Source organism: Pseudomonas sp. 15C (assembly GCF_055484735.1).
The window spans coordinates 18,984-37,481 of the sequence record NZ_JBUDGD010000008.1; the positions used below are offsets into that span (position 1 = coordinate 18,984).

Sequence of the window (18,498 nt, forward strand, 5' to 3'; positions counted from 1 at the left end):
AACAGGCTTGGCGACACGCGCGCTCTCCTCATGAATACGAGTTGGGGGACTGGCAATTTACAGTCTTTGTTCGGATAAAACACAGTTCCCCTGTAGGCCTTCGTCTGCTCGCGATAGCGCAATTCCAGTCAACATCTTCGGTGACTGACTCACCGCTATCGCGAGCAGGCGAAGGCCTACAGGTACAGCGTTCAATTCACACAGGTTGGTCCGGGCTCAGGCAGTAATGTTCAATCAACTGCCGCAATAGCTGCACGGTAGGCTGCAAACGTGACATTTCAAGGTATTCGCCGGGCTGGTGGGCACAGGCGATGTCGCCGGGGCCGAGCACGATGGTTTCGCAGCCAAGGCGCTGAAGATAAGGCGCTTCGGTGCCGAACGCCACTGCTTCGGCGCGATGGCCGGTGAGCTTTTCGGCGATGCGCACCAATTCAGCGTCTTCGCTCTGCTCGAACGGCGGCACTTCCGGGAACAATGGTTTGTAGTCGATCCTGACCTGATGCCGCTCGGCCACAGGGTTGAGCTTGCGCAGGATTTCCGCACGCAGGACTTTCGGGTCCATGCCCGGCAGCGGGCGCAGGTCGAATTCAAGCGAACACTGGCCACAGATGCGATTGGGGTTATCACCCCCATGGATGCAGCCGAAGTTCAGGGTCGGCTGCGGCACGCTGAATTGCGGGTTGTTGAATTCGCGCTGCCACAACAGGCGCAGGCCGCGCAACTCGCCGATCGCATCGTGCATGGCTTCGAGGGCGCTGTGGCCCAGCCGCGGGTCCGACGAATGCCCGCTCTGCCCGAGAATGTCGATGCGCTCCATCATGATGCCTTTGTGCATGCGGATCGGCTTGAGCCCGGTCGGTTCGCCAATCACCGCCGCACGGCCCAGCGGTTGCCCGGCCTCGGCCAGCGCACGGGCGCCGGACATTGAGCTTTCTTCATCGCAGGTGGCGAGAATCAGCAGCGGTTGCTTGAACGGCTGATCGAGCAGCGGCTGCACCGCCTCGATGATCAGCGCGAAGAAGCCTTTCATGTCGCAGCTGCCGAGACCGACCCAGCGGCCATCGACTTCGGTGAGTTTCAGCGGATCGGTCTGCCACAGGGCGTCGTCATACGGCACCGTGTCGCTGTGCCCGGCCAGTACCAGCCCGCCGGGGCCGCTGCCGATACTGGCGAGCAAATTGAATTTGCCCGGGCTGACTTGCTGGATATCGCAGGCAAAGCCCAGATCGCCCAGCCAACCGGCAAGCAGGTCGATCACCGCCCGGTTGGATTGATCGAGGCTCGGTTGGGTACAGCTGACCGATGGCGCGGCAATCAGCGCAGCGAACTGGTCTTGCATGGATGGCAAAGGCATCGCTGACTCCAACTCCCGGATTGAGGTCCATCATAGAACCATCCGGCGCTCGGAATAAACCGCCGCAGGGCGTAGGAAGTTTGACTCCTGTACACTGCACGGCCTTGGCAGCCACACATTCCCCCGGCTGCGCTCCCGATATCCTGGATTTTCCGGCCATGCAGAAAGAAACCGAAATCAAACTCCGCGTCAGCCGCGAAACCCTCGCCGCGCTGCGCGAGCACCCGCTCCTGAAGAAACGCAACAAAAGTGGCTGGGAACGCCGTGAGTTGATGAACCAGTACTTCGACACCCCGGAGCGTGATCTGGCCCAGGCCAAGGTCGCCCTGCGCCTGCGCAAGGATGGCGACGAGGTCATCCAGACCCTGAAGACACGCGGCCAGAGCGTCGCCGGTCTGTCCGAGCGTAACGAGTACGACTGGAAACTGCCGAAAGCCAAGCTCGATGTGAAGAAACTCGACGGCGAATGCTGGCCCGAGTCGCTGGCCGAGCTGGACAAGAAAACCCTCAAGCCGATCTTCACCACCGATTTCGTCCGCGAGCGCGCCGAAATCGCCTGGGGCCGTGGCAAGACCAAGGTGGTCATCGAAGCCGCACTGGACCTCGGTCACGTGGTGGTCGGCAAGCAGAAAGAAGAAATCTGCGAGCTGGAACTGGAACTGCGCGAAGGCGAGCCTGCCGCGCTGCTCGAACTGGCCGCCGAACTGGCTGAAACCCTCGCCTTGATGCCGTGCGACATCAGCAAGGCTGAACGTGGTTATCGCCTGTACGACGCCAACAGCTATTCGCTGAGCCTGCCGGCGCCGCAACTGACCCCGGAAACCCAACTCGACGACGCCTTCGCCGCGCTGAGCTGGCACTTGCTCGGCAGCAGCCAGCGTCTGGCCGAACAATATCGTTTCAACGGCCACTGGCGCCTGCTGCAGGACTGGGTCGAGAACCTCGCAGAAATGCGCGCCCTGCTCAGCAGCCTCGGCCAGGCCGCACCGCGTCAGTCGACCCACGACTTGCGTGTGGCGCTGGATGCGTTGCTGGAAGACTGGCGCCCGCTGGTGCAGGTCGGCATCGAAGACGAGGACGTGCGCAAAGCCGCGCCGGAGCAGTTCCTCGAAGAACTCGAAGATCCGCGCTGGGGCCTGTTCTCGCTGAGCACGTCGCGCTGGTTGCTGGCCCGCACCTGGACCGCCGACCGCAACGTGCGCGGCAACCGTCAGGGTGGCGCGCAGTTGCACAGCTGGTTGCCGCGCCTGCTCGGCGAAGAAGCCACAGCCCTGCAACTGCAGCGCTATCAGCAACAGCCGGAAGACCTCGCTGAACAACTGCCGCGCATCGAGCGCATTCAGGTCTGGCTGCACCACGCGCGCAATGTGCTGGAGATTCCGGAAATGGATCGCCTCTACGGCGAGCTGAACAAGTTGGCGCAACTGGCCAACGAGCCGACCATCACCGACGAACTGCTCGACGCGCGCAAGCAACAGGCGATTGCGGTTTACCAGAATCGCGCGTGGAAAATGCTCCTGCGCATGTAATTCCGCCATCGCCAGCAGGCTGGCTCCCACAATGGTTTTGTGTGCACCACAAATCCCTGTGGGAGCTAGCCTGCTGGCGATGAGGCCCGCCGCCTTACTCTCAGACCGGCAGGCTGGTAGTGGATTTGATTTCCGACAACGCCACTATCGAATTCACTTCCTGTATCCCCGGCACCAGCGACAGTTTTTCAAAGAAAAACCGCTCATACGCCTCGATGTCCGCCGCAACAATGCGCAACAGGAAATCCACCGCGCCCATCAGCACATAACATTCCAGCACTTCCGGGAAGCCGCGAATCGCCTCGGTGAATTCGGTGAAATTCGAACGCCCGTGGGCGTTGAGTTTGATCTCGGCGAAGATCTGCGTGTTCAGGCCAATCTTCTTGCGGTCGAGCAAGGTCACCTGAGCGCGAATGATCCCCTCCTCCTTCATCCGCTGAATCCGCCGCCAGCACGGCGACTGCGACAGCCCAACCTGCTCGGCGATCTGCGCGCTGGACAGCGAAGCGTCCTCTTGCAGCAGGGCAAGTATCTTGCGGTCGTAGGCGTCCAGTTCGCTGTGCATAGAAAAACCTCGGAAATCAAATAATGTGAATTGATCACATCGATCAATTGCCAATATCACCGATTTTAGCCAAGAAATACCCCGCAGCGAATGTAAAAATTTCCCCAGTGATCTGGAGACTTGCCATGCCGCACCTTGAAGCCGTAAACAGCGCCCCGCCCCGCGCCGACGTCTGGAATGTCAGCAACGCCCATTGCCTGGCGCAATATCAGATTCTTGCCGAGGCCGAGCCGGATCTGTTGGTGCGGGTGCTGAACCTGTTCGCCTTGCAGTTTCTTACGCCCGAGCAAGTCAACGTGCAGCGCACGGACGATCTGCTGTCGATCAAACTGGTCATGGGCGGCCTGAGCTGGCACCGCGCACAAGTGATCGCGGAAAAACTTCGTAACCTGATCAGCGTCTGCTCGGTCAATCTGCAGAACGCCGACAGCGCCTGGCAGGCGCCGGCAAAGGCAGCCGGCTGACAAATCCGGCAACGGCTTCGTCGGGTAGTGGCCCAACGGTCAGCAGGGCCAAGGCTATTCTTTTGCGCAATGTCGCTTGAAAAGGAAGCCCGCATGTCCGTTCAACTCGCTATTCAGGACCGCTGGCTGGACCTCAATGAAGTGCTGCGCGAGCTGGTCGCACAGGGCTTTATCTGCCAGGACGCCGCCGAGCAGGCGTTGAATGCGCGTCGCCGCCACGCTGCGCACGCACAGATGCATCCACTGGAATTCATCGCCAGCCAGCAACTCGACGACCTCAGCCGCCCGGGCAAGCACCTGGACCTGGAAAGCCTGACCCTGTGGCTGGCGCAACAGGCCGGCCAGCCGTACCTGCGTATCGATCCGCTGAAAATCAACGTCGCTGCGATCACGCCGTTGATGTCCTACGCCTTCGCCCAGCGGCACAAGATTCTGGCCGTGGCCGTGGACCGCGACTCGGTGACGGTCGCCAGCGCTCAGCCGTACGTCACCGGTTGGGAGGCCGACCTGACCCATGTACTGAAGTTGCCGATCAAACGGGTGGTGGCCAATCCGGCAGACATCCAGCGTTTCAGCGTCGAGTTTTTTCGTCTGGCGAAATCGGTCAGCGGCGCCAGCAATGCCGATGCGCAGGGCGGCAACCTCGGCAATTTCGAACAACTGCTCAACCTCGGCGCCAGCGATCAGGAGCCGGACGCTAACGATGCGCATATCGTCAACATCGTCGACTGGCTGTTCCAGTACGCCTTTCAGCAGCGCGCCAGCGATATCCACATCGAACCGCGCCGCGAGCAAGGCACCGTGCGTTTTCGCATCGACGGCGTGCTGCACAATGTCTATCAATTCCCGCCGCAGGTGACCATGGCGATTGTCAGTCGCCTGAAAAGCCTCGGCCGCATGAACGTTGCGGAAAAGCGCAAACCCCAGGACGGCCGGGTCAAGACCAAGACCCCGGACGGCGGCGAAGTGGAGCTGCGCCTGTCGACGCTGCCTACGGCGTTCGGCGAGAAAATGGTCATGCGCATCTTCGACCCGGAAGTGCTGCTCAAGGATTTCGATCAACTGGGCTTCAGCACCGACGACCTGCGCCGCTGGCAGGACATGACCCGCCAGCCCAACGGCATCATTCTGGTCACCGGGCCGACCGGCTCGGGCAAGACCACCACGCTGTACACCACGTTGAAAAAACTGGCGACCCCGGAGGTCAACCTCTGCACCATCGAAGACCCGATCGAGATGGTCGAGCCGGCCTTCAACCAGATGCAGGTACAGCACAACATCGAGCTGAGTTTTGCCGCCGGCGTGCGCGCATTGATGCGCCAAGACCCGGACATCATCATGATCGGCGAGATCCGCGACCTTGAAACCGCAGAAATGGCGATTCAGGCCGCGCTTACCGGGCACTTGGTGCTGTCGACCCTGCACACCAATGACGCGCCCAGCGCGATCAGCCGTATGCTCGAACTCGGCGTGCCGCATTACCTGATCAAGGCCACGGTGCTTGGGGTCATGGCCCAGCGGCTGGTGCGCACTCTGTGCCCGCACTGCAAGGCGCCGCAGACGCTGGACGAGGACGACTGGCAGACGCTGACCCGGCCCTGGCAGGCGCCGCTGCCGGGTCATGCGCAACGGGCAATCGGCTGTGTCGAATGTCGCGATACCGGTTATCGCGGCCGCGCCGGGGTTTACGAAATCATGCAACTGAGCGACAGCCTCAAGGCGTTCATCACCCCGGACACCGATCTCACGGCGATCCGCCGTCAGGCCTTCAAGGAAGGCATGCGCAGCCTGCGCCTGTCCGGCGCACAGAAAGTCGCGGCGGGGCTGACCACGGTTGAGGAAGTGTTGCGGGTGACACCGCAAAGCGAGCAGAGCTAGTGCGCCACGGAACCGGATCCGGGAACGGCGATCCAACGCCGTAGTCAATCCCCCAGGAGTCACCTCATCATGCGTCTCAAACTTGCTGTCGCCACCATGGCCCTGTTGTCCCTTCCTGTCGGTTCGGCCATGGCGGACAGCTTTTGGCGTAACGTCATCTCGTCCGGCGCCACCACCGGCTCCACTTATCTGACCTTCAAGGATCACAAGCTGATCGTCGCCGCCCAGGACGACGCCGGCAGCTTCGTCGCCAGCGACGGCGGCATTCGTGGCCCGTACCTGGAAGCGGCGATGCAGAAAGTCCGCGCCGACAATCCAGGCCTGCAAGCGTCGGACATGGACTTGGCGAACGCGATCCTCGCGAAGAATGCCGTGGCTTCTGAGTAAGCCTTTCGCGTATGAAAATGCCGCTCGACTGAGCGGCATTTTTTTGCCCGAATTTCCCAACCGCCACCGCCTCCTGTAGGCCTTCGCCTGCTCGCGATAGCGGTCTGCCAGTCAGCCTTTTCAGAGACTGATACACCGCTATCGCGAGCAGGCGAAGGCCTACAAGGGACCGGTGTGAATCAGCGGTAATCATCCACCGGGACACAGGCGCAATACAGATTGCGATCGCCGTAAACGTTATCCACCCGATTCACCGCCGGCCAATATTTGTGCAACCGGGTATGCGCATCCGGCGTAACGGCCCGTTCGATGCTGTAGGGCCGTGCCCAGACGCCGGTGACATCGGCCAAGGTATGCGGCGCGCGCTTGAGCGGGTTGTCTTCTGCGGGCCAATTACCGTTCTGCACTTCGCTGATTTCCGCGCGAATGCTCAGCATGGCACCGATAAACCGGTCCAGTTCGGCCTTGGATTCGCTCTCGGTCGGTTCGACCATCAACGTGCCCGGCACCGGAAAGGACATGGTCGGGGCGTGGAAACCGTAATCCATCAGACGCTTGGCCACGTCTTCTTCGCTGATGCCGGTCTGCGCTTTCAGCGGACGCAGATCAAGAATGCACTCATGCGCCACCCGCCCGTTACGCCCGGTGTAGAGCACCGGGAACGCGCCGGATAAATGCTCGGCCAGATAATTCGCCGCCAGAATCGCCACTTCACTGGCATCGGCCAGTTGCGGACCCATCATGGCGATGTACATCCAACTGATCGGCAAAATGCTCGCACTGCCCCACGGCGCCGCACTGACTGCGCCGTTCTGCGCCAGCGGCCCGTCGATCGGCACCACCGGATGGTTGGCCACGAACGGCGCCAGGTGCGCACGAATACCAATCGGCCCCATGCCCGGCCCGCCACCACCGTGCGGGATGCAGAAGGTCTTGTGCAGATTCATGTGCGAGACATCGGCACCGATGTCCGCCGGCCGCGCCAGGCCGACCTGCGCATTGAGGTTGGCACCGTCCATGTACACCTGACCGCCATGCTGATGGATTACTTGGCAGATCTCGCTGATGCCCTCTTCGTACACCCCGTGGGTCGACGGATAAGTCGCCATCAGACACGACAGTTTGTTTCCCGCTTCAGCGGCTTTGGCTTTCAGATCATCGAGGTCGACGTTACCGGCCTGGTCGCACTCGACGATGACCACGCGCATGCCAGCCATCTGCGCCGACGCCGGATTGGTGCCATGGGCTGACGCCGGAATCAGGCAGATGTCCCGCGCACCCTGCTGGCGACTCTCGTGGTATTTGCGGATCGCCAGCAGCCCGGCGTATTCGCCCTGCGCGCCCGAATTGGGCTGCATGCAGATCGCATCGAAGCCGGTGATCGCGCACAGCCAACGCTCCAGCTCTTCGATCATCAACGTATAACCCAGCGCCTGCTCGCGCGGTACGAACGGGTGCAGGTTGGCGAACTGCGGCCAGGTGATCGGAATCATTTCGCTGGTGGCGTTGAGTTTCATCGTGCAGGAGCCCAGCGGGATCATCGACTGGTTGAGCGCCAGATCCTTGTTCTCCAGTTGCTTGAGATAGCGCAGCATCTCGGTTTCGCTGTGATGGACGTTGAACACCGGATGACGCAGGTACGGCGTGGTGCGTTGCAGGTCGTCAGGAATTCCCGAGGCGACTTCTTCGGCATCCAGCGCGTCGACGTCCAGACCGTGATCAGCGCCGAGCAGCACATCGAACAGTCGCGCCACAGTGCTTTCATCGCAGGTTTCGTCGAGACTCAGACCGAGGTGGCCACGGCCCAGAATGCGCAGATTGATCTGCGCCGCCTTGGCACTTTCGATGATCGCGGTCTGCGCCCCGCCGACGTCCAGCGTCAGCGTATCGAAGAATTGCGCGTTGACCCGCTTGATCCCATGGCGTTCAAGCCCCGCAGCGAGAACGCAGGTCAGCCGATGCACACGCTGGGCGATGCGCCGCAAACCTTCCGGGCCGTGATACACCGCGTAGAAACTGGCGATGTTGGCCAGCAGCACCTGTGCGGTGCAGATGTTCGAATTGGCTTTTTCGCGGCGGATATGTTGCTCGCGGGTTTGCAGGGCCATGCGCAGCGCGACGTTGCCCCGGGCATCTTTCGACACGCCGATGATCCGCCCGGGAATCGCCCGTTTGTATTCTTCGCGGCTGGCAAAAAACGCCGCGTGCGGGCCGCCATAACCCATCGGCACGCCAAAACGCTGGGACGAACCGAACACCACGTCTGCGCCCAGTTCACCCGGCGGCGTCAGCAGCAACAGGCTCAACAGATCGGTGGCGACGCAGGCCAGCGCCTGCTGCGCATGCAGGTGGTCGATCAACGGCCGCAAATCGCGGATCTCTCCGTGGGTGTCGGGATACTGCAGCAGCGCGCCGAACACCACGTGCTCTTGCAAATTCTCCACAGCGTCGACGATCAGCTCGAAGCCGAAACCTTCAGCGCGTGTCTGCACCACAGAAAGGGTTTGTGGATGGCAATTTTCATCGACAAAAAACACATTGCTCTTCGATTTCGCGACGCGCTTGGCCAGCGCCATGGCCTCAGCCGCCGCCGTGGCTTCATCGAGCAGCGAGGCGTTGGCCAGTTCGAGGCCGGTAAGGTCGATGGTCAGTTGCTGGAAATTCAACAGCGCTTCGAGCCGGCCCTGAGCGATCTCTGGTTGATACGGCGTGTACGCGGTGTACCAGCCGGGATTTTCCAGCACGTTGCGCAGAATCACCGTCGGCGTCAGGGTGCCGTGATAGCCCATGCCGATCAGGCTGGTCCAGAGCTGATTCTGCTCGGCATAACCACGCAGTTTCGCCAGCGCCGCCGGTTCATCAAGGGCCGCTGGCAAGTCCAGCGCACGGTTGAAGCGAATCCCCGGCGGCACGGTCTGCTCGATCAGTTCGACCCGACTGCCGAGGCCGAGGCTGTCGAGCATCGCCTGCTGCTCGGCGGCATCCGGGCCGAGGTGACGGCGGGCAAAGGCATCGGGATCGCGTAACTGACGCAGGGACGGCAACTGGGACATGACGGGCTCTCCTGGCGGGTGCTGGGCGTCAAGGCGACACGGTCAAACCAGCATAGCAGTCTGTATGACAAGCTATTTCAAGTGCAGCGCATAACCCTGTAGGAGTGAGCCTGCTCGCGATAGCGTTGTGACAGTCAGCATAAGGTGTCTGAAAGAACGCTATCGCGAGCAGGCTCACTCTTACAGGGGATTTGTGTCGGGCACAAAAAAGCCCCGACGAATCGGGGCTTTGGATATGGCTGACGACTTACTCGCCGATGGCAGCCTTGTACGCCGCCGCATCCAGCAGCTTGTCCAGCTCGGCCTTGTCGCTTGGCTTGAGCTTGAAGATCCACGCGCCATACGGATCGGAGTTGAGCAGCTCGGGCGACCCGCCCAGCTCTTCGTTGATCGCGATGACTTCACCGCTGACCGGGGCATAAATGTCGGAAGCGGCTTTCACCGACTCGACCACGCCGGACTGATCGCCCGCAGCGAACACCTTGCCCACTTCGGTCAGTTCAACGAACACCACATCACCCAGCGCTTCCTGTGCGTGATCGCTGATGCCCACCGTGACGGTGCCGTCGGCTTCCAGACGCGCCCATTCGTGACTTTCGGCAAAACGCAGTTCGGCAGGGATATCGCTCATGTTCAGTGTCCTCAGGAATTGGTCAGCGGTCGGCCCGCCGGAAAAAGGTTAGATCAAAGTCTTGCCATGGCGCACGAAGGTCGGTCTGACCACTCGCACCGGGTACCACTTGCCACGGATTTCCACTTCGGCGCGGTCGGCAGTCGCCATCGGTACACGCGCCAGGGCAATCGATTTGCTCAGCGTAGGAGAGAAACTACCACTGGTGATCTCCCCTTCGCCAACATCAGCGATACGCACCACCTGATGAGCGCGCAAAACACCGCGCTCTTCCAGCACCAGGCCCACCAGTTTTTGCGCCACGCCGGCGGTTTTTTCCGCCTCCAGCGCCGCGCGACCGATGAACTGGCGCGAGGCCGGTTCCCAGGCGATGCTCCAGGCCATGTTCGAGGCCAGCGGCGAAACGTCCTGATGAATGTCTTGCCCGTAGAGGTTCATTCCGGCCTCGACCCGCAAGGTGTCGCGGGCGCCGAGGCCGATCGGGGAAATCCCGGCGCCGACCAGATCGTTGAAGAAACCCTGCGCCTGATCGGCCGGCAGGCAGATTTCCAGGCCATCCTCGCCGGTGTAACCGGTGCGCGCGATAAACCAGTCGCCGTCGCAATAGCCTTCGAAGGGTTTGAGCTGCTGGATCAGGGCCGCGCGAGACTGGGTCACCAGCTCGGCAATCTTGTGCCGGGCCTGCGGGCCCTGAATGGCGAGCATCGCCAGCTCGCGGCGTTCATGCAACTGCACGTCATAACCGCCGAGTTGCGCGTTCATCCACGCCAGATCCTGATCGCGGGTGGAGGCGTTGAACACCAGCCGGTACGCGTCGTCGAGACGGTAAACGATCATGTCATCGACGATGCCGCCGCGCTCATTGAGCATGGTGCTGTACAACGCCCGGCCGGGGCGGTGCAGGCGGTCGACGTCGTTGGCCAGCAAATGCTGAAGCCAGGCTTTGGCCTGGGTGCCGCTGACATCGATCACGGTCATGTGGGAAACATCGAACACCCCGCAATCGCGGCGCACTTCGTGGTGCTCCTCGACCTGCGAGCCGTAATGCAGTGGCATGTCCCAACCGCCAAAATCGACCATCTTCGCGCCGAGGGCGAGGTGCAGGTCATACAGAGGCGTACGCTGTCCCATGGGTTTCTCCTTCCGGGCGTGGCGAAGGTGCGGACCGCCGCCATGCGGACGAAAGCCTTGATGAACAGGGCTTTCAGCCGATTCCAGCGTACGGGTCTGTCAGACGGACCGCTCCGAATGCCGCGCATTGTAGCCGCATGATGTAGGACTGACGACTAAGTGTTTCGGTGCGCGGAGCGCCTGATCAATCCGATAACCGGCAACAGACCGACCAACACCAGCGTCAGTGCCGGCAACGATGCCCGCGCCCACTCGCCTTCGCTGGTCATTTCAAAGATGCGCACCGCCAGCGTGTCCCAGCCAAACGGGCGCATCAGCAGGGTTGCGGGCATTTCCTTGAGCACATCGACGAACACCAGCAACGCCGCGCTCAACGTGCCGGGCAGCAACAACGGCAGATACACTTTGAAAAACAGTCGCGGCCCACTGACACCCAGGCTACGTGCCGCTTCGGGCAAAGACGGCCGTATACGCGCCAGACTGCTTTCCAGCGGGCCGTACGCGACGGCAACAAAACGCACCAGATAGGCCATCAGCAAAGCCGCCAGACTGCCTAGCAGCAGGGGTTTGCCCGCACCGCCCAACCAGCCCGAAAGCGGAATCACCAGTTCGCGATCCAGATAGCTGAAGGCGAGCATGATCGACACTGCCAGCACCGAGCCCGGCAGCGCGTAACCAAGGTTGGCCAGGCCGACGCCGCTGTTGATTGTCGGCGTCGGCGCCAGCCGCCGGGCGAAAGCCAGCAGCAAGGCGACGCTGACAGTGATCAACGCGGCCATACCGCCCAGGTACAAGGTATGCAAAATCAGCCCGGCGTAGCGCTCATCCAGATCGAAACGCCCGCGCTGCCAGAACCACACGACTAGTTGCAGCACCGGAATCACGAAGGCGCAGGCGAACACCAGACCGCACCAACACATCGCCGCGAACGCCTTGAATCCGCGCAAGTGATACAGCGCCTTGACCCGCGGCCGCTCGTTGCCCGCCCGATTCGCCCCGCGGGCGCGACGTTCGCCGTACAGCACCAGCATCACCACCAGCAGTAGCAGGCTGGCCAGTTGCGCGGCGCTCGACAGGCTGAAGAAGCCGTACCAGGTCTTGTAGATCGCCGTGGTGAAGGTGTCGAAGTTGAACACCGATACCGCGCCAAAATCCGCCAGGGTTTCCATCAATGCCAGCGCCACCCCCGCGCCGATCGCTGGCCGCGCCATTGGCAGTGCGACGCGCCAGAATGCCTGCCATGGCGACTGGCCGAGTACTCGCGCGGCTTCCATCAGGCCCTTGCCCTGAGCGAGGAACGCGGTGCGCGCCAACAGGTAAACGTAGGGATAAAAGACCAGCACCAGCACGATGATCACCCCGCCGGTGGAGCGCACCCTCGGCAGGCGCAGGCCGGTACCGAACCATTCACGCAAAACGCTCTGCACCGGGCCGGCGAAGTCGAGCAGGCCGACGAACACGAACGCCAGCACATAGGCGGGGATCGCGAAGGGCAGCATCAGCGCCCAGTCGAGCCAGCGCCGACCGGGGAATTCACAGAGGCTGGTGAGCCACGCGAGGCTCACGCCGAGCAACGTCACGCCAACCCCGACGCCGAGCACCAGCGTCAGCGTGTTGCCGAGCAGGCGTGGCATCTGGGTTTGCCACAGGTGCGACCAGATCTGCTGATCGATGGTTTGCCACGAGAGCAGCAGAACGCTCAGGGGCAACAGCACCAGCGCGGCGATGGTGAAGACGATGGGGTACCAGCGGCGTTGGGCAGGGTGGGCCACTTTTGGGTCTCTGGGGGGATTAGGGGTGTTCCTGGGGCTCGTGTTTCAGGTTGGGATAGCTGCCCTCACCCTGGCCCTCTCCCGGAGGGAGAGGGAACTGACCGCGCAGTTTATGGGAATTACGCCGAACTGGAATATCGAGTCGAACTCAGGAGTTGAACCCCTGCACAGATCGGCTCCCTCTCCCCCCGGGTGAGGGCTGGGGTGAGGGCAGCGACCTGAAGTGAACCGCGTTATCGGAACAACCTCAGTTCCACCCCGCCCGATCCATCATCCGGATCGCCTCAGCCTGGCGCTTGCCCGCCACTTCCACCGGCAGGGTATCGGCGACAAACTTGCCCCACGCCGCCACTTCCTCGGAAGGCGCCACTGCCGGGTTGGCCGGGAACTCCTGGTTCACGTCAGCAAAAATCTTCTGCGCTTCTGGCGTGGTCATCCATTCAACCAGAGCCTTGGCCGCTTCCGGGTGCGGTGCATGCTTGGTCAGGCCGATGCCCGATAGATTGACGTGCACGCCACGATCGGCCTGATTCGGCCAGAACAGCTTCACCGGTAACTCCGGCTTCTGCTTGTGCAGGCGCCCATAGTAATAGGTATTGACGATACCGACATCGCATTGCCCGGCGTTGATCGCTTCGAGCACGGCAACGTCATCGGAGAACACGTCGGTGGACAGGTTGTTGACCCAGCCCTTGAGGATCTTCTCGGTCTTCTCGGCGCCATGCACCTCGATCATGGTGGCGGTGAGCGACTGGTTATAGACCTTCTTCGCCGTGCGCAGGCACAAGCGGCCTTCCCAGTTCTTGTCGGCCAAGGCTTCGTAAGTGGTCAGTTCGCCCGGTTTCACCCGCTCAGTGGAATAGGCGATGGTCCGTGCGCGCAGGCTCAGGCCGGTCCAGGCGTGCGTGGACGAGCGATATTGCAACGGGATATTGGCATCGATGGTTTTCGAGGTGAACGGCTGCAAAATGCCCATCTGCTCGGCCTGCCAGAGGTTGCCGGCGTCGACGGTAAGCAGCAGGTCGGCGGTGGCGTTCTCGCCTTCGGCCTTGATGCGCTGCATCAGCGGCGCTTCCTTGTCGGTGATGAACTTGATCTTCACCCCGGTCTTGGCGGTGTAGGCATCGAACACCGGTTTGATCAGCTCATCGATGCGCGACGAGTAAACCACCACCTCATCGGCAGCCTGGGCAGTGGTGCTGCCGATCAGGGTCAGGGCCAGTGCGGTCAGAAGACGCTTGCGTGCCAACATGGGAGTGGTCTCTCGGTCGGGGAATGTGGGCCAAATGATAAGGACTCACATTTACCACCACAATCGAACACTGGGGGAAGGCGTTACCAGATGTTGCACAGCGTTATTTTTGTGTCGGGTTTGCCGACGCCATCGCTGGCAAGCCAGCTCCCACAAGGTTTTCGGTGTGTCCAACATTCATGTTTCACACCGACCACTGTGGGAGCGGGCTTGCCCGCGATGAGGTCAGCAGCAACAACGAACATCTCAGGGTTTGGCCAAGGCCGGCAGGTCACCGGTCAACCCAAGGGCTTCACGCACAAACACAGCCTTGGCCTCCGGCATTTTCTCCACCAGTTTCAACCCGGCATTGCGCAACCAGCGCAGCGGCAGCGGATCAGCCTGGAACAACCGCTCGAAGCCTTCCATCGCCGCCATCAGCGCGAGGTTGTGTGGCATGCGCCGACGCTCGTAGCGGCTCAGCACTTTCACATCTGCCAGCCGCTCGCCACGTTCGCGGGCTTGCAACAACACTTCTGCCAGCACCGCCGCATCGAGAAAGCCGAGGTTCACCCCCTGCCCCGCCAACGGGTGAATGGTGTGCGCCGCGTCGCCAATCAGCGCCAGCCCTTCGGCCACGTAGCGCTTGGCATGACGCTGACGCAGCGGCACGCAGACGCGCGGATCGGCGCTGACGACGTCGCCAAGACGCCCTTCAAAAGCCCGCTCCAGTTCAGCACAGAACGCCACTTCATCCAGCGCCATCAAGCGCTCGGCTTCGCTCGGCGTGGTCGACCAGACGATCGAGCACCAGTCCTGCTGGCCGTCACGCTCCAGCGGCAAAAACGCCAGCGGCCCGTGATCGGTGAAGCGCTGCCATGCGGTCAACTGATGCGGTTGGCTGCTGCGCACGCTGGTGACAATGGCGTGGTGCAGGTAATCCCACTCGCGGGTCGCCACGCCAGTGAGGCGGCGTACCGCCGAGTTGGCGCCGTCCGCGGCGATCACCAGCGGCGCGCGCAACTTGCGCCCATCCGCGAGGGTCAGCAGCCAGTCATCGCCGGAGCGACGCATCTGCTCCAGCCGCGCATTGGCGAGCAGGCCCAGATCACAGTCGTGCAAGCGCTCGAGCAAGGCATCCTGCACCACACGGTTTTCGACGATGTGGCCGAGCACATCGGCATGCACGCTGCTCGCCGAAAAGTGAATCTGCCCGGTGCCGCTGCCATCCCACACATGCATGTCGGTGTACGGGCTGGTGCGCCGTTCGACAATGCCGTCCCAGACGCCAAGGCGTTCGAGAATGCGTTGACTGGCTGCCGACAGCGCACTCACACGCGGCTCGAACGGTGCATCGGCCGCGAACGGTTTGACGCTCAACGGGCTGCCGTCGAGCAGCAGCACTTCCAGGCCGCTGTCCTGCAACGCCAGCGCCAGGGCGCTGCCGACCATTCCGGCTCCGACAATCAGCAGATCTGCGCGCATTTCCATGCTTTAAGCCTGTCTCGCTTGCGGCTTGAGCCGCACGTAAAGGGTTTTACCGACCCGCGCCACCAGATGGCCGGCGCCGTCATGAATATCGACCTGCAACTGCGGCAGGTATTTTTCGCCATCGGCGGTCTGCCGGCGGATCTCGGCGAGCAACGTCTCATCGATGGTGAAGCGGGCGAACACCGGGCCTTTGCCCGGCGCGATGAAATCGATGTCAGCGGCCTTGTCCCAGACGATGTAACGCGGGCCAAGGTTTTCCATGAGCATCAGCATGAAGAACGGATCGACCATCGAATACAGACTGCCGCCGAACTGGGTGCCGACATAGTTGCGGTTGTACCAGCCCAACCCCATCGACACCCGGACGTCGCGAAAGTCATCGCTGATGTGCCGGACCCGCACCCCGGCGCCCAGATAGGGCGGGTAGAACGTCATCGCCCAGCGCATCAGCCGCGCTTTGCCGAACCTGGCGATCAACCCCTTAAGCATCCGGTCGCGTTCCCAGGCCCATGGCCTGACGGGCGAACCAGCGCTTGGCCGGCGGCAGCAGCTCAAGGCCGAGCAGGCCGATGTTGCGCCCCAGCGACACGAGCGGCTGGGTGCTGCCGAACAGGCGCGTGACCTGATCGGAAAAACCCACGGTGAGGTCCTGATCCAGCCGTTGACGCTCGCGATAGGCCTGCAACGTGGCGAAGTCGCCCAGCGCTTTATCGCTGCCCAGCAGTGCGGCGGCCAGGGCGTCGGCGTCACGCAGCGACAGGTTGAAACCCTGGCCGGCGATCGGATGCAGACTGTGCGCGGCGTTGCCAAGCACGGCCAGATGCGAACGCACCTGCTCTTCTGCTTCAACCAGCGAAAGCGGATACAGGTGCCGCGCGCCGACCTGTTTCAGCGTGCCGAGGCGATAACCGAACACACCCTGCAATTCGCTGAGGAAATCCCGTTCGCTCAATTCGGCCAGACGCTGCGCGTCCATGCCCAGACGGGTCCAGACCAGTGCGCAACGGTTGTCCGGCAACGGCAGCAACGCCATCGGCCCTTCGTCGGTGAAGCGCTCGAACGCCATGCCGTTGTGCGCTTCGCTCGGAGTGATGTTGGCGATCAGCGCGCTCTGGTTGTATGGACGCGTGCGCACGTTTATGCCCAACTGCTCGCGCAGCCCGGAACGACCGCCATCGGCGAGTACTGCCAGATCGCATTCGAGGGTGGTTTCATCGTTGAGCGTCAGGCGATAGCCGTCGGGCAACGGCTCCATGCGCGAGACTTCGGCCGGGCAGCGCCAGGTGATCACGTCTTTGTCGAGGTGCTGCCACAGGCACTGGCCGAGCCAGGCGTTCTCCACCACATAGCCGAGCGCCGGCACGCCCTCTTCCATCGCCGACAAGCGCGCGGTGGAGAAGCGGCCACGATCGGAGACATGAATCTGTTTGATCGGCTCGGCGCGGCGGGAGACTTCCTGCCACACGCCCAGCCGCTGATAAATCTGCCGCGAGCCGAAGGACAGCGCCGATGAACGTGCGTCGTAGCTCGGCTGCCAGCTGTCGCCCGGCGCAAACGGTTCGATCAGGACGATTTTCCAGCCACGGGCCTTGGCCCCAGCCTGCAGGGCCAACGCCAGACTGGCGCCGACCAGACCGCCACCGATGATTGCCAGATTGACTCGACTCATGCCGCGTGTGTCCTTGCCTGTGCCATCAACGCTTCGATTTCGGCGACGGTCTTCGGCACGCCACCGGTGAGGATTTCACAACCGGTTCGGGTCACCACCACGTCATCCTCGATGCGCACGCCAATGCCGCGCCATTTCTTCGCGACGTTCTGATTGTCCGGGGCGATGTAGATGCCCGGCTCCACGGTCAGCGCCATGCCGACTTCCAGCACCCGCCATTCGCCGCCGACCTTGTATTCGCCGACGTCGTGAACATCCATGCCCAGCCAGTGGCCGGCGCGATGCATGTAAAACGCTTTATAGGCTTCGCTGGCGATCAGTTCGTCAACGTTGCCCTGCAGCAAACCAAGCTTCACCAACCCCGTGGTGATCACGCGCACCGTGGCTTCGTGCGCCTGATTCCAGTGCTTGTTCGGGGCGATTTCAGCGAAGGCTGCTTCCTGCGAAGCCAGCACCAATTCGTAGATGGCCTTCTGCTCCGGCGAAAACCGGCCGTTGACCGGCCAGGTGCGGGTGATATCGCTGGCGTAGCAGTCGATTTCGCAACCGGCGTCGATCAACACCAGATCACCATCCTTGAGCATCGCGTCGTTCTGCTGGTAATGCAGAATGCAGCTGTTGCGCCCGGCGGCGACGATCGAGCCGTAGGCCGGCATCTTCGCCCCGCCCTTGCGAAATTCGTAATCCAGTTCGGCTTCGAGGCTGTACTCGTAAAGCCCCGGGCGACTGGCCTGCATCGCGCGGATATGCGCTTGCGCCGAGATCCGCGCGGCTTCGCGCATCACCTTCACTTCTGCCGCCGATTTATACAGGCGCATGTCGTGCAGCAGGTGATCCAGGGCAACGAATTCGTTCGGCGGCTGGGCGCCGAGGTGGGCCTTGGAGCGGATCACGTTGATCCAGTCCATCAGATGGCGGTCGAATTCAGGGTTGCTGCCCATCGCCGAATACACTCGGTCGCGGCCTTCGATCAGGCCGGGCAGGATGTCATCGATGTCAGTAATCGGGAATGCATCGTCAGCGCCGTAATCACGGATCGCGCCTTCCTGCCCTGCGCGCAAACCGTCCCACAATTCGCGTTCGGCGTTGCGCTCGCGGCAGAACAGGATGTATTCGCCATGCTCACGGCCGGGCATCAGCACGATCACCGCTTGTGGCTCGGGAAACCCGCTGAGGTATTGAAAGTCGCTGTCCTGGCGATAGACGTGCTCGACATCGCGGTTGCGGATGGCTACCGCGGCGGCGGGCAGGATCGCGATGCTGTTGGGTTCCATCTGCGCCATCAGCGCCTTGCGGCGCCGGCTGTATTCCGCTTTGGGGATATGGGTCATGGGCAGATGGCT

15 protein-coding genes are annotated in these 18,498 nt (G+C 62.2%); 4 read left to right on the plus strand and 11 right to left on the minus strand.

The features are described 5' to 3' along the window. Positions 1-196 precede the first annotated feature (196 nt). Positions 197-1,354, minus strand: a complete 1,158-nt coding sequence (gene argE / locus ACYYKW_RS06595; RefSeq protein ID WP_464989693.1) for an acetylornithine deacetylase — start codon at positions 1,352-1,354, stop codon at positions 197-199. A gap of 158 nt (positions 1,355-1,512) precedes the next feature. Between argE and ACYYKW_RS06600 the strand changes: the two genes are divergently transcribed. Next, a complete protein-coding gene (locus tag ACYYKW_RS06600) occupies positions 1,513-2,883 on the plus strand; it encodes a CYTH domain-containing protein (RefSeq protein WP_464989694.1) in 1,371 nt (456 codons plus the stop codon). A 100-nt stretch (positions 2,884-2,983) separates the two neighbouring features. Here the strand turns inward: ACYYKW_RS06600 and ACYYKW_RS06605 are convergent, their stop codons facing one another. Then, positions 2,984-3,448, minus strand: coding sequence for an Lrp/AsnC family transcriptional regulator (locus tag ACYYKW_RS06605; RefSeq protein ID WP_090287318.1), 465 nt, complete (start codon positions 3,446-3,448; stop codon positions 2,984-2,986). 125 nt (positions 3,449-3,573) lie between these two features. On the opposite strand from ACYYKW_RS06605, the gene ACYYKW_RS06610 reads away from it, so the two are divergent. The 3 genes from ACYYKW_RS06610 to ACYYKW_RS06620 all read left to right on the plus strand — a co-directional run bounded on the left by ACYYKW_RS06610 (position 3,574) and on the right by ACYYKW_RS06620 (position 6,177). Then, a complete protein-coding gene (locus ACYYKW_RS06610) occupies positions 3,574-3,912 on the plus strand; it encodes a hypothetical protein (RefSeq protein WP_093097289.1) in 339 nt (112 codons plus the stop codon). 93 nt (positions 3,913-4,005) lie between these two features. Beyond that, a complete protein-coding gene (gene tfpB, locus ACYYKW_RS06615; protein WP_464989695.1) occupies positions 4,006-5,790 on the plus strand; it encodes a type IV pilus assembly ATPase TfpB in 1,785 nt (594 codons plus the stop codon). A 66-nt stretch (positions 5,791-5,856) separates the two neighbouring features. Next, entirely contained in the window at positions 5,857-6,177 is a 321-nt protein-coding gene (locus ACYYKW_RS06620; protein ID WP_172833309.1) for a DUF2388 domain-containing protein, read from the plus strand. Positions 6,178-6,356: 179 nt separating this feature from the next. Here the strand turns inward: ACYYKW_RS06620 and gcvP are convergent, their stop codons facing one another. The 9 genes from gcvP to pepP form a co-directional block, all read right to left on the minus strand. After that, the gene (gcvP, locus tag ACYYKW_RS06625; RefSeq protein WP_464989696.1) at positions 6,357-9,230 is read right to left on the minus strand and encodes an aminomethyl-transferring glycine dehydrogenase; all 2,874 of its coding nucleotides are present in this window, start codon (positions 9,228-9,230) and stop codon (positions 6,357-6,359) included. Positions 9,231-9,477: 247 nt separating this feature from the next. After that, the gene (gene gcvH / locus ACYYKW_RS06630; protein WP_024014734.1) at positions 9,478-9,861 is read right to left on the minus strand and encodes a glycine cleavage system protein GcvH; all 384 of its coding nucleotides are present in this window, start codon (positions 9,859-9,861) and stop codon (positions 9,478-9,480) included. A 48-nt stretch (positions 9,862-9,909) separates the two neighbouring features. Further along, positions 9,910-10,992, minus strand: a complete 1,083-nt coding sequence (gene gcvT / locus ACYYKW_RS06635; protein ID WP_464989697.1) for a glycine cleavage system aminomethyltransferase GcvT — start codon at positions 10,990-10,992, stop codon at positions 9,910-9,912. Between the two features lie 155 nt (positions 10,993-11,147). After that, entirely contained in the window at positions 11,148-12,764 is a 1,617-nt protein-coding gene (locus ACYYKW_RS06640; RefSeq protein WP_464989698.1) for an ABC transporter permease, read from the minus strand. 247 nt (positions 12,765-13,011) lie between these two features. Continuing rightward, the gene (locus ACYYKW_RS06645; protein WP_464989699.1) at positions 13,012-14,016 is read right to left on the minus strand and encodes an extracellular solute-binding protein; all 1,005 of its coding nucleotides are present in this window, start codon (positions 14,014-14,016) and stop codon (positions 13,012-13,014) included. A gap of 246 nt (positions 14,017-14,262) precedes the next feature. After that, positions 14,263-15,480: a 2-octaprenyl-3-methyl-6-methoxy-1,4-benzoquinol hydroxylase gene (locus ACYYKW_RS06650; RefSeq protein ID WP_464989734.1), complete on the minus strand. Its 1,218-nt coding sequence runs from the start codon at positions 15,478-15,480 to the stop codon at positions 14,263-14,265. A gap of 9 nt (positions 15,481-15,489) precedes the next feature. Next, a complete protein-coding gene (locus ACYYKW_RS06655) occupies positions 15,490-15,975 on the minus strand; it encodes a DUF4442 domain-containing protein (RefSeq protein ID WP_093097259.1) in 486 nt (161 codons plus the stop codon). Next, the gene (gene ubiH, locus ACYYKW_RS06660) at positions 15,968-17,155 is read right to left on the minus strand and encodes a 2-octaprenyl-6-methoxyphenyl hydroxylase (RefSeq protein WP_093097256.1); all 1,188 of its coding nucleotides are present in this window, start codon (positions 17,153-17,155) and stop codon (positions 15,968-15,970) included. Before ubiH ends, ACYYKW_RS06655 begins: the two co-directional genes overlap by 8 nt. Continuing rightward, a complete protein-coding gene (pepP, locus tag ACYYKW_RS06665; RefSeq protein ID WP_464989700.1) occupies positions 17,152-18,486 on the minus strand; it encodes a Xaa-Pro aminopeptidase in 1,335 nt (444 codons plus the stop codon). Before pepP ends, ubiH begins: the two co-directional genes overlap by 4 nt. Positions 18,487-18,498: the final 12 nt, after the last annotated feature.

Coding starts and splice junctions, on each gene's coding strand:
- ACYYKW_RS06650 (WP_464989734.1), bottom strand. CDS start 15,480: ATGCGCGCAGATCTGCTGATTGTCGGAGCCGGAATGGTCGGCAGCGCC.
- gcvP (WP_464989696.1), bottom strand. CDS start 9,230: ATGTCCCAGTTGCCGTCCCTGCGTCAGTTACGCGATCCCGATGCCTTT.
- ACYYKW_RS06645 (WP_464989699.1), bottom strand. CDS start 14,016: ATGTTGGCACGCAAGCGTCTTCTGACCGCACTGGCCCTGACCCTGATC.
- argE (WP_464989693.1), bottom strand. CDS start 1,354: ATGCCTTTGCCATCCATGCAAGACCAGTTCGCTGCGCTGATTGCCGCG.
- ACYYKW_RS06605 (WP_090287318.1), bottom strand. CDS start 3,448: ATGCACAGCGAACTGGACGCCTACGACCGCAAGATACTTGCCCTGCTG.
- ubiH (WP_093097256.1), bottom strand. CDS start 17,155: ATGAGTCGAGTCAATCTGGCAATCATCGGTGGCGGTCTGGTCGGCGCC.
- gcvT (WP_464989697.1), bottom strand. CDS start 10,992: ATGGGACAGCGTACGCCTCTGTATGACCTGCACCTCGCCCTCGGCGCG.
- ACYYKW_RS06610 (WP_093097289.1), top strand. CDS start 3,574: ATGCCGCACCTTGAAGCCGTAAACAGCGCCCCGCCCCGCGCCGACGTC.
- gcvH (WP_024014734.1), bottom strand. CDS start 9,861: ATGAGCGATATCCCTGCCGAACTGCGTTTTGCCGAAAGTCACGAATGG.
- tfpB (WP_464989695.1), top strand. CDS start 4,006: ATGTCCGTTCAACTCGCTATTCAGGACCGCTGGCTGGACCTCAATGAA.
- ACYYKW_RS06655 (WP_093097259.1), bottom strand. CDS start 15,975: ATGCTTAAGGGGTTGATCGCCAGGTTCGGCAAAGCGCGGCTGATGCGC.
- pepP (WP_464989700.1), bottom strand. CDS start 18,486: ATGACCCATATCCCCAAAGCGGAATACAGCCGGCGCCGCAAGGCGCTG.
- ACYYKW_RS06600 (WP_464989694.1), top strand. CDS start 1,513: ATGCAGAAAGAAACCGAAATCAAACTCCGCGTCAGCCGCGAAACCCTC.